Genomic DNA, 11,243 nt, shown 5'->3' with positions numbered 1-11,243 from the left:
TTTTTTCATTCAAAAATTAAGATTTTAATTTATATGTTAATTTGTGTAAAATATTATATTTATGAGTGATCTAATAAACAAAGTTAAATTTGAATCTTATTGGATGAGTCGTTTAGCAACTTTAATTCAGATGCTTCTTTAGCCAATTGACAAAAAGAAAGTTTTAAGTATAATAAATGATTTTGAAGAAGGTTCTTGGCGGTATTCAAAATTTCAAAGCTTTATTTGGGACAATATTAAAGAAACAGCAGCTTTCTGCGAGAGGAAGAACGCAAGCAAGTTTTAATAGATCAAAGAGCAAGGAACATTGCGTAATAGAGCTGCAAAAAGTTAAGAATTAACCGATGGTGATGATGATATATGGTAAAGAGAGTGACTTAGCCGAATAGTATTGTATGGCATCTATTGAACATCACTATGATGCGTTACCAGTAGTCCCCAAAATTTTTTACAAACAAAACAATCAGGATAATGCCAAGGAGTGATAGTGTTCATGTAGTTGTAAAAGATGGCGATTTTACCTTATGGTATGGCGAAGCAAAGTTTTATAATGATATTCAAACGCACGATTAGGATCTATTGTTCAGTCTGTTGAAAATGCTTTGACCAAAGATAAATTAGACCTTGAAAACAGTATTATAACAACGTAGCAGATTTGAACGAATTAATTGAGGATGAAACATTACGTCAACAAATATTGGACGCAATTTCAGCAGGGGTTTCAATGGACACCATTAAACCTAAAGTTACACATTCCGATATTACTTCTGCATGAATGCAAAGTAACAAGTACTACCAAAACTATGACTCAAGAATATAAAGATGAAAATTTTGATATTTCATAAAAATAGAGCTCAAGCTTATTTCAAAAAACAATTAAAAAAATTTGGAGAAGTTTGTGGATGTATTCAGAGATAAATTTTCATATTATTTTATTCCCAGTTCCTTCAAAAGAGGCAATTGTAGAAAAATTTTTAGCAAATGTTGAATTTTTTAAGAACCAATAAAAATGGGGAACATCATTACAAATAAGTGCTAATTCAAATGAGAACTACATTTTTGAAATTTGTCGTACTATCAATGATGACATTAGCAAAGGTGAAGATTCTACAGCAAGAGATAAATTAATTCAACTATTAGATTTTCATAAAAAAAATAGTATAAATATATTCCGCTAGTTAATCACTTAATTCGCCAGACCGGACTTTATCCGTATATAGATGTTGAAACTTCAAATTGGCAAGACAGATATATACATGAAGCATTTAAGGCAGATATAGGAATAGAAAAAACAGTTACACTGCACAGAGAGCAATCTTCTCTATTAAAAAAATTACTTAGAGGAGAAAGTCTAGCTGTTAGTGCTCCAACAAGTTTTGGTAAAAGTTTTGTTATTGATGCTTTTATATCCATTAAAAAGCCTAATAATATTGTAATTATAGTACCTACTATTGCCCTTACAGATGAAACGAGAAGAAGACTATATAATAAGTTTGCTGATCAATATAAAATAATAACAACCTCTGATGTCGAACTTGCAGAAAAAAACATTTTAATTTTTCCACAAGAAAGGGCAATTAATTATATTAATACAATTGAATCAATTGATTTATTAGTTATTGATGAATTTTATAAGGCTAGTGCACAATTCGAAAAAGATAGATCACCGTCGCTTTTAAAGGCAATACTTAAACTTGGTAAAATTGCAAAACAGAAGTACTTCCTTGCTCCTAACATTGGTCAGTTAAACGATAGTCTCTTTACTAAAGATGTGAGTTTTTATAAATTAGATTTTAATACAGTTTATTTAGAGAAATATAATTTTCAGTTGGAAATTAATGGTGATGAATCATTAAAAAGCGAGAAGTTACTTGAAATAATAAGAATGAAAAAAACTAAAACACTCATATATGCAGGGACTTATGCAGAGATTGGAAAGGTAACAAACTTATTTATTGATCAATTTCCTATTGATGAAAGTCCACTTTTACAAGCTTTTTCTCATTGGTTAGAAAAACATTACTCGGCAAATTGGACATTAGCCAGTTTAATTAGAAGAGGTACTGGTGTTCATAACGGAAGACTTCATAGGTCACTAAGTCAAATTCAAGTTCGGTTATTTGAATCTAATTGGGGAATCAATAATATGATCTCAACATCATCAATAATTGAAGGTGTTAATACTTCTGCTGAAAATGTTATTTTATGGAGAAATCTAAGTGGAAAAAGCAGATGGGCAACAATAAATGATTTTACTTATAAAAATATTATTGGTCGTGGTGGCAGAATGTTTAAGCATTTTATTGGTAAAATTTATATTTTAGATGAACCACCGGCAGAAGAAAACATGCAATTAAACTTGGAGTTTCCTGACGAGTTGGTTAATGATGTCGATCCTGAAGAATATAAAGAGGAATTAACAAGTGATCAGATATCACAAATTCTCCAGTTTAAGCGCGAAATGTCAGAGATTTTGGGTGCAGAAGCTTTTAATCGACTTCAAAAAGAAAATAAATTTCATATTACAAATGGACCACTATTATTGGAAATAGCCAAAGATATGAGAGATAATAGCCAAAGTTGGAATGGCTTTGGATTTCTTAACAATAATGACCCCGATAAGTGGCATTATTTTTACACAAAATATTGCGTTTGCATCCTCGATGGGATACTTCTCACACAATTTTGTTGAGTTTGTTAAAGCTTTAGAGGCAAATTGGACAAGTTCAATTCCTTCAATTTTAAGAAAATTAACCGATCAAATGTTACAATTGAAGATTTTTTTAAATTGGAACGTAATGCAACTTTTAAATTAGCAAGTTTAATTCACGATGTAAATATTTTGCATAAGGAAATGATTGGGCATAACAACTCAGATGTATCTCCTTTTATATCGAGGCTTTCTCATGCTTTTTTACCTACAGTTGTTTATCAACTTGAAGAATACGGGCTTGCCAAGAATGATTTCTCGAAAGATCCACCTTAGTGGTTTGATAAACTTTACTATAACTGATTTAACTATACATCAAGTTATAGATATATTTAATCAATTTGGTATTAAAACCGTTAGAGCAAGAGTTAGGGATTTAGACCAATTTGATGTATTTGTATTGAAATATTTCTATCAAGGAATCGAGACAATTAAAAACAAAATATAGATCAACAATAAAAATTACCAGACTTAAAACTCTATTTTATAAAACTTTTACTTGAAAACATTCGCTTTCTTCCACTACTGCTAACAGGCAGTTTTATAAAGTAAAAATATGCTTATCATATATAAGTTGTAGATAAACCTACGAAATTTGTACAATAACCTCTAATAAATTTAAATAATGAATTTAGAATCAGTCAAACTTAAAAATTTCAGAGGTTATACTGAAGAAATTACGATACCTATTTCAAACTTGACCGCTTTCATTGGTAAAAATGACGCTGGAAAATCTACTATTCTTGAAGCACTTGAAATCTTTTTTAATAATAAAATTGTTGTCTGTGAAAGAGAAGATTTGAGCAAAAATTCAGTTGGCAACAATATTGAAATTACTTGTATATTCAATGATTTTCCAGCTGAAATAATTATCGATGCTGCAACGCCAACAACATTGGCAGCAGAATACTTATTAAACATTGCAGGAAAATTAGAAATAAAAAAAGTTTTCCCTGCAACTTCAGCTAAACCTAAAGAAAAAATATACATAGTCTGTAATCATCCTTCTTCAGGAAATGCTAATGATCTATTGGAATTAAAAAAACAGAATTAAAAACTCGAGCAAATGATTTAGGAATAGCTGCTGCTAATTATAATGGAAATGTTAACTCATCAATAAGGGAAGCAATTTGGCAACATATCGGGGCTTTAAATTTAGCACCAACACAATTATTAATTGATAAAGAAGATTCTAAAAAAGTATACACTGCACTAGAAAATTACTTACCGATATATGCCCTTTTTCAATCTGATCGACAAAGTAATGATGAGGATAAAGAGGTAACTGATCCAATGAAAATTGCTGTACAGCAAGCACTTCAAGAATTAGAAGCAGAATTGACATATATAAAGAATCAAGTTCGAAATAGAGCAATTGAAACTGCTAACCGGACTTTAGTAAAATTAAAAGAAATGGCTCCAGATCTAGCAGACGAATTAATTCCAGAATTCAAAACAGATCCTAAATTTGACACCCAATTTAAACTTACAATTAAAGCAGAAGATGATATTCCAATTAATAAACGTGGAAGCGGTGTAAGAAGATTGATATTGTTAAACTTTTTTAGAGCTGAAGCTGAAAAAAGAAGACTCGGAAACGTTGGAGATAGAATAATATATGCATTCGAAGAGCCTGAAACATCACAACATCCCAATCACCAAGAAATGCTGATAAAAGCTTTTATAGAATTATCACATGCACCTAATACCCAAATCATACTTACTACTCATACTCCTAGTTTAGCAGGTCTTCTACCTTTACAAAGTTTAAGATTTATAAATAAAGAAGGTATGGTAAGAACGGTGGAATCAGGAACTGATGAAGTATTTCAAAAAATTGCTGATACATTAGGACTTTTACCTGATCCCATTTCTAAATCAGCAAAAGCACTTTTATTAGTAGAAGGCAAATCCGATGTTAGCTTTGTTAATCATACTTCGCAAGTATTAAAAGACGAAGGATATTTGACACATACTTTTTTAGAAAAAGAAATCGCAATTGTTCCGATTGGTGGCTGTGGAAATTTAAAGCATTGGAGAACTTTAAAATTAGCAGAGCAATTTAATATTCCTTGGTGCATTCTTTTAGATTCTGACAAGGGAACAGTTGAAGAAGCAATAAACACAACCGCTATAAATGAGTTACAAGCTCAAGGTATAAAAGCTTATGTTACTCGAAAACGAGAACCGGAAAATTATTTGCATTTATCAATTTTAGGGCTACCGGCTGGTAGTACATTCACATTTACTGAAACAGACGATGCTAAGCATTTAATTAGCATTCAAAAATCAAAGAAAAAAGACCATGTACTTGACACATATTGGCCAAATATGACTGCTGCCTTAATTAGAGAAGTAGAAACTTATGACGATAATGGAATTGAAAGATATGAATTTACAGAAATGTTCGCAGAGTATTTAAGTATTTGCTAAATATACTTTTTACAACATATGTCATTTTAAAAAAACTAAGCGAATTTTATGAGAAACATTGGGCTAAGATTTGAACATTTTATATTTGATTTATTTAACTCATTTAAGTTAGATAGCAATCTTATTTCACAACCACTTGATAAAGGTGTAGACATTGAAATAGCAAAAAATTCAGATACGTACGGAGTTGAGGTAAAAATTTATAGGAGTCGTAGAATCCCTATTTCAACAATTAAAAATTCACTTGTTCAATTACAATATAATCTCCAAAATAATAAATATAAAGGAGGCTTTTTAGTTTCAACGGCTAACATTGAACCACAAATAAGAGAAGAGCTAAAAAAGGAATTTGAGATTGAAATATTTGACAGAGGGATTTTAATTTCTTTGACAAGCGGTAATAAAAATCTGCGTAATGAACTCGAAGTTATATTATTAGAATTGTCACAATCAGGAGAAGAAGATATTTACGATGGAGTATTTACTCATTCTCACAAATATACAATGGAATTCATAAATTTTAAAAAAACAAACATTCCAAAAGTAAATAAAGGAAAAGAACTTTGCGAAGAATTAACTGCTTTATCAGCAGGCAAAAAAACGGCTAAAGAATATGAAATCCAATGTGAAAGAATTTTAAAATATATATTTGAAAATGACTTTTCAAACTGGCAAAATCAAACAACAACCGTTGACACGTTACACATTTTTGATTTAATTGCGAAAATCTCTTCAACAAATGATTTTTGGAAATTATTAGCTCGTGATTTTCATTCAAGATTTGTTGTTTTTGAATTCAAAAATTACAAAAAAAAAATAAAACAAGGTCAAGTCTATAGCACCGAAAAATACTTATACAAAACGGCACTTAGAAATATTGCTATTATTTTAACCAGAGATGGAGCAGAAAAAAATGCTATTACAGCTATGGAAGGATCGTTAAGAGAATCAGGTAAATTAATTATAAGTTTAGATCAAAAAGACATCTGTGAGATGTTAAGAATGAAAGATGATGGAGACGATCCAAATACGTATTTAACTGAAAAAATAGATTTTATACTAATGAAACTGTCAAGATAAAAACAATGATAGCCAAGACAAATTTCTAATTATGAAAGAGCAAATTAAGGAAATAATTGAGTCGAAAGATCTGAAAGAAATTTCAATTGATCTTGTTGAAAAGGTTTTAGATAATCAATTAACTGACGATTTAGTTAAGGAAATACCGATACTAAAAACAATTGTGGCTATTAAAAACGTATACAGCTCTTACACAGATAGAATTTTTATTAAGAAAGCTATGAATGTACTTCTTGAATTTGGTGAACTAAATGATGACGAAAGAGACACATTGCTTAATGATCTACATGATGATAACGAAACTGCGGTAGAAAAAATATTAATGGCGGTAGACAAGTTAGAGACAATTAAAAAATGTAAAGTTTTTGGACGCTTATGTAAACTTAAAGCGCAGGGAGAATTTTATGCAGAAGAATTTCTGCGCCTGACCAACGTAATACAAAGTGCTTATCTCGACGATTTAATTTTGGTAAAGAGTTTTGGAGCTTACGAAAGAAAAGAAATTTATGAAGAAGAATATTACCCTCTAATTAGTTTAGGTTTAATCTACCAAGAACGTCCAGAACAAACACCAATAGAAAGAAATCATCAATATGAAGAATATGATCTTGAATTTAGAGGTGGAGAAATAAAATTATTTTATAGATTAACAGACTTGGGCGAACGTGTTCGTCTATATTATGATGAGCTTTTTCCGGAAAACAAATAGAAACATCTACTTGCACCCCTTAAGCAAAATCGTTAAAATATTTCTAACTGGAACTTTTTTTTTAGATAAAATCTTTATCATTCAAAACCTCATTTTTATCCTGACTTCCCTAACATTAAACCTACTTATCATTAAACTAAATATTTATTTTTTTTAAATCATCATGAAAGTGGTTCGAGAATTGTCCCGTTAGGGCTACAAAAACAGACCCTTAAACATCAATTGTTTGAGGGTTTTTTATTGAAGTTTTGTTTCGGAAATACCGCCTTCAAAAAGAGGATCCTTAATTTACTGTACCATCAATATAATGGTCTTTTTAAGAGATTTTCATTACTATACAAATTTAACAGTTCTATATTTTTAGCAATTACACTATAATTCAAGTTACACAAGTCCAACTTGAATTTTTTAAGACAATATCATTGATTAAATTATTTTATCCAAAAACTTCCAGTATATACTGCTGTATATTTCCATTCTAAATTTTTTTATTCTGAGATTTTTTTTAGTTTTACTGTACAGGAAGTTAATTCACATATTAAGGATGCCTTTTTTGTCCTTTTGAAAGTCAAAAATTGCCTTATTTTGCATTTTTAACATACGTTCTTACACAAATAGTTCCATGTATTCATTGATCAAACTAACGATTGGATTACTATCCTTTTGGTATGCTGGTGCCAAATAGACACGGACAAAGCGAGAGTTACCGTTATGGGTTCAATGGAAAAGAAAATGATAATGAAATAATGGGTGAAGGAAATTTCCAAGATTACGGAATGCGAATGTACAATCCGAGAATTGGAAGATTTTTTAGTGTTGATCCATTAACAGCTAGATATTCATTTTTAACGCCTTATCAATTTGCATCGAATAGACCTATAGATGGGAATGATTTAGATGGTAAAGAGTGGGCAATATGTACTAACTCAATAACAAACCCTGACGGTTCTATTTTAGTAACAACTGAACTAGTCATTAGAGTTAAGGTTGAGAATCAATCAACCAAAATGACCGATCCAAATATTGTAAAAGCAAAATCCGAAGCGATTAAGTCAAGAATAGAGAAAGACGGGAATACCACCTTAACCTACAAAAAAGATGGAAAAAAATATACTGAAAATGTTAGTACAGTTGTAATTTTAGATTACAGCCCAGTAAGTGCTGATGATGGAAATATTGCATATTTAGTATTTGATGATAGAGTAACCAAAAAGGCTACGAATATAACAACCAATGTTGTAGGTAATACAACTACCACCACTACAACAACAACTTCAAATATCACTCTTGGTGACACTAGAGGAGCAATTAATAAATTTAAGGTAAATATGGCTATAACAATTGATGGTATAGTTGTTCCAGATGTAGATATTTCAGAAACTGGTTCGCATGAAATTTTTGGACATTCTGGAGGTTTGAACCATCCATGGGAGTTAAAACCATTAGAGATATTAAACAGTCCTAATTTAAATCAACAAGACTTAACTAACAGAAATACGCAAAATATTATTGATAATTTCTTGAACAGTGATGAAATTAAACCAATTGAATCTTCATTAGCACCAAGTGGATTAAATAAAGTTGATCCAGGTCAAATAAAAACTCTGATAAAAAATGTTCAAGATAAATCAAACTACGATCCAGATGAATTAAAAACGAGAAAAAATCTAAATTATGATTAAAATTTTTAAATTTATAGTTGCGTTAATTGTTTTCTTTTTTTGATTAAATGTGGATCTAGTAATAAATTATTAAATACTTTTAGAGAAGAAAAAGTAATAATTTCTTACGGAAAAGATAGTTCTACAAAAAATCCTAGTTTTACATTTAATTCAAATGATAAAAAATTAATATGTATTGGTTTTTTAGATAAATTTAATGACACTATAATAACATATCTGAACGAAAAAAAGAAAATAACATTTTATAGAAAAGACTCTTTATCTTATAAAAACTTAAAACATGAAGAAATTTTTAAGTTCGTAAAAACGAATAAAAAGAAAAATAATAGAGTTACTATTTTTTTAAAAAGGAACAAAAAAAAAATTTCGTTTAATTTAATTAATAATAAAAAATTGTATTTAGTAAGTCACTATGGAGATACTTGGTATTTAACAATTTGGGATTAACCCGATGGCTCGGATATGTCAACACAACGATAGCGCGGTTTTGTAAACCGTGCCCCCCAGCTCTTCGAAGAGTAAATAAGTTGTCGAGTACGCTACGCAAATGTCTCTGACTTTGCGTTTTTATAAAAGTTCTTGAAAACGGTAAATACGATAAAAGTCTCCCGACTTTTTCCGTGATGGTTTTTATATAAGTTGCTCGTGTTCATAAAATAATAAAGCAGTAATAACAAAAAACAACAACTGGAATTCATTTTCTGGTTGTTGTTTAATTTTATTTAATAACTTTCTAATTTACTATGCACTTTCTCGATTTCTTTATCCATGTAAGCTTGTGCGTAATGTACGTATCGATTAAATGAAGTGCTGGCACTACTATGTCCGCTTATTTTTCGAACAAGATGTTCTGGCATTCCCAAAATTAATAAGGTCGTTATAGCTGTTCTACGCATCATGTGAGAACTCATTTTGTCACAAAATCGGTTTTTAGATGTATCCGTCTTTTTGGTAAGACGCTGCGTTTTTCCCTGTTTTTCACGAGAGACTTCAATAGGAGTCGTGTAACCTGCCTGTTCACCTATTTGCTTTAGACTTTTATTAAAATTAAACAAACTGGTATTTCCAAAGAGAGTCACCTTATTACTCTGAGATTGATACCGCTGAAAAATGACAACTGCATAAGCAGAGAGCTTAATAAAACTGAATGTCTTTGTTTTTTTCGATTTAAGTTTCAAGTACCATTCGCCTTCCATTTGCTCAAAATTTTTATTGGTCAACAAAAAAATATCGGAATAACGCAATCCCGTAGTACAACCAAAAACAAAAATATCCTTTATTCGTCTATGACTTGGTATTAGTGAAGATTCAAACTCTTTATCGTGAATTAAGAACTTGAGTTGTTCAGGGGAAAGTACGAAAATCTCAATTTCTTCTTTGCGAACATAAAATAATCGTTGAAAATCTCCTGTAAAGATGTCCTTGTCATTTTTTAAGTAATTAAAAAACACTCGAATCACTTTTATATTTGCGCCTACATAATTGTCATGACATCCTTTTTTATATAGGAATTCCGTAAATTTTTGGTAGAATTTTTTCCAATAACTTTTTTCTGACTGCAGTTCGCGTCTGTCTAGTTTGGAAGCATCACAAATGCGCAATTCAAACTTAGTATCACTAGAAAACTGAATAAGATTGTTCATCACATAATAATAATTCTGTATGGAGCCTGATTTTATCTTTTCACCGTTTTTTTTGAGCCGTTTCCCAGTTTCGGTTTCTTTTATAAATTGTTTGAACAAAGGAATTATAAGACTCGTTTTTTTCATGAAATGGTTTTGTTTCAAAAATACAATTTTAGTTGAGAAATGGTAGTTTTTATAATAGATAAACTACAACTTTTTAAATTTGTAGTTTTTGTTTTAAACATACACTATGTTGCTTATCGTTGCGACGACATATCCTCTCCACCTGTGTTTTTAACAGTTCTATAATTGAATTTGGTAAAAATGATACAATGGGTGGATAAGGTGCTGAAAATCTACGATAAGCAGAATCCAGATGCCTGTTATGTGTCCGAAAGCTTTATAAAGAGTGCCTAACCTACAGGCAAAACTATTTCAGCATTTAAACCTAAAAAAAAACTGCAACTAGAAAATGAATTCCAGTTGCAGTTTTTTGGTTTTAAAGATTAGTTGTGTGGCTTTATTTTACGGCACAGGTTTACAAAACCGCGCTATCGTTGTGTAGACATATCCGAATCATCAGGTTTGCTAAATCTTATGATTAAACTGTCAAATGTATATTCTGTCTCCGAGAGATATTTTATTTCAATTTTTTTTAAATTCTCAAAGCCAATTTGAATTCCATTTTCCAATAACTTTACTGAACTAATTTTTATATTTACAAGTTGGCTCCAAAAGCTATTATTTGAAACATTTTTTAAATCTTGATTATTCTTTATATAATTAATGTCTCTTTTTTCTATGTCAATAGAGAAATTTTCTGAAATTGGTTTAATTTCTAAAACGGTATTATCAGAAAATAATAAACATAAAGAACCGTCAGTTTCTTGGTCTCTTAAATCTTCAGGCATTTCATCTAAAAAACTTTCATAAAAAAACCTGTAACCTTTTACTATTTTCAAGCCAATAAGTCTATTTATATAAGTTTCATTGTTTTTCATTTT

The 11,243-nt window shown here is 30.1% G+C and carries 9 protein-coding genes and 3 pseudogenes; 10 read left to right on the top strand and 2 right to left on the bottom strand.

All coding sequences use genetic code 11. From position 1 onward, the window contains the following. The first annotated feature begins 395 nt into the window (after window positions 1-395). The 10 genes and pseudogenes from CLU83_RS22945 to CLU83_RS21920 all read left to right on the top strand — a co-directional run bounded on the left by CLU83_RS22945 (window position 396) and on the right by CLU83_RS21920 (window position 9,061). Window positions 396-573: pseudogene (locus tag CLU83_RS22945) on the top strand (Hachiman antiphage defense system protein HamA). A gap of 101 nt (window positions 574-674) precedes the next feature. Continuing rightward, complete coding sequence (locus CLU83_RS22335; protein WP_198512331.1) at window positions 675-845, top strand: hypothetical protein; 171 nt, start codon at window positions 675-677, stop codon at window positions 843-845. 323 nt (window positions 846-1,168) lie between these two features. Next, window positions 1,169-1,594: pseudogene (locus CLU83_RS22625) on the top strand (DEAD/DEAH box helicase); the annotation flags it as partial. Between the two features lie 177 nt (window positions 1,595-1,771). Continuing rightward, window positions 1,772-2,692, top strand: coding sequence for a hypothetical protein (locus tag CLU83_RS22620; protein WP_232727218.1), 921 nt, complete (start codon window positions 1,772-1,774; stop codon window positions 2,690-2,692). Between the two features lie 643 nt (window positions 2,693-3,335). Next, window positions 3,336-4,393, top strand: a pseudogene (locus CLU83_RS22940) (ATP-binding protein); the annotation flags it as partial. After that, window positions 4,376-5,143, top strand: a complete 768-nt coding sequence (locus tag CLU83_RS22935) for an ATP-dependent endonuclease (protein WP_369828814.1) — start codon at window positions 4,376-4,378, stop codon at window positions 5,141-5,143. The pseudogene CLU83_RS22940 and the gene CLU83_RS22935, both read left to right, overlap by 18 nt. 48 nt (window positions 5,144-5,191) lie before the next feature. Beyond that, the gene (locus CLU83_RS21935; RefSeq protein ID WP_100433556.1) at window positions 5,192-6,223 is read left to right on the top strand and encodes a restriction endonuclease; all 1,032 of its coding nucleotides are present in this window, start codon (window positions 5,192-5,194) and stop codon (window positions 6,221-6,223) included. Between the two features lie 31 nt (window positions 6,224-6,254). Then, window positions 6,255-6,932: a hypothetical protein gene (locus CLU83_RS21930; RefSeq protein WP_100433555.1), complete on the top strand. Its 678-nt coding sequence runs from the start codon at window positions 6,255-6,257 to the stop codon at window positions 6,930-6,932. Between the two features lie 647 nt (window positions 6,933-7,579). Next, complete coding sequence (locus tag CLU83_RS21925) at window positions 7,580-8,614, top strand: RHS repeat domain-containing protein (protein WP_157802165.1); 1,035 nt, start codon at window positions 7,580-7,582, stop codon at window positions 8,612-8,614. A gap of 39 nt (window positions 8,615-8,653) precedes the next feature. Next, complete coding sequence (locus CLU83_RS21920; protein WP_100433553.1) at window positions 8,654-9,061, top strand: hypothetical protein; 408 nt, start codon at window positions 8,654-8,656, stop codon at window positions 9,059-9,061. Window positions 9,062-9,336: 275 nt separating this feature from the next. Here CLU83_RS21920 and CLU83_RS21915 read toward each other — a convergent pair whose 3' ends face one another. Continuing rightward, window positions 9,337-10,383: a tyrosine-type recombinase/integrase gene (locus CLU83_RS21915; RefSeq protein WP_100433552.1), complete on the bottom strand. Its 1,047-nt coding sequence runs from the start codon at window positions 10,381-10,383 to the stop codon at window positions 9,337-9,339. 407 nt (window positions 10,384-10,790) lie between these two features. After that, complete coding sequence (locus CLU83_RS21910) at window positions 10,791-11,240, bottom strand: hypothetical protein (RefSeq protein WP_100433551.1); 450 nt, start codon at window positions 11,238-11,240, stop codon at window positions 10,791-10,793. Window positions 11,241-11,243: the final 3 nt, after the last annotated feature.

The sequence above is a fragment of the Flavobacterium sp. 1 genome (assembly GCF_002797935.1).
GTDB lineage: Bacteria > Bacteroidota > Bacteroidia > Flavobacteriales > Flavobacteriaceae > Flavobacterium.
This window is presented reverse-complemented; position numbering and strand designations above follow the sequence as displayed.

Excerpts from the sequence above, each read along its gene's own strand:
- CLU83_RS22935 (WP_369828814.1), top strand. The coding sequence starts at position 4,376 with ATGCTGATAAAAGCTTTTATAGAATTATCACATGCACCTAATACCCAA.
- CLU83_RS21930 (WP_100433555.1), top strand. The coding sequence starts at position 6,255 with ATGAAAGAGCAAATTAAGGAAATAATTGAGTCGAAAGATCTGAAAGAA.
- CLU83_RS21910 (WP_100433551.1), bottom strand. The coding sequence starts at position 11,240 with ATGAAAAACAATGAAACTTATATAAATAGACTTATTGGCTTGAAAATA.
- CLU83_RS21935 (WP_100433556.1), top strand. The coding sequence starts at position 5,192 with ATGAGAAACATTGGGCTAAGATTTGAACATTTTATATTTGATTTATTT.
- CLU83_RS22335 (WP_198512331.1), top strand. The coding sequence starts at position 675 with ATGAAACATTACGTCAACAAATATTGGACGCAATTTCAGCAGGGGTTT.
- CLU83_RS21915 (WP_100433552.1), bottom strand. The coding sequence starts at position 10,383 with ATGAAAAAAACGAGTCTTATAATTCCTTTGTTCAAACAATTTATAAAA.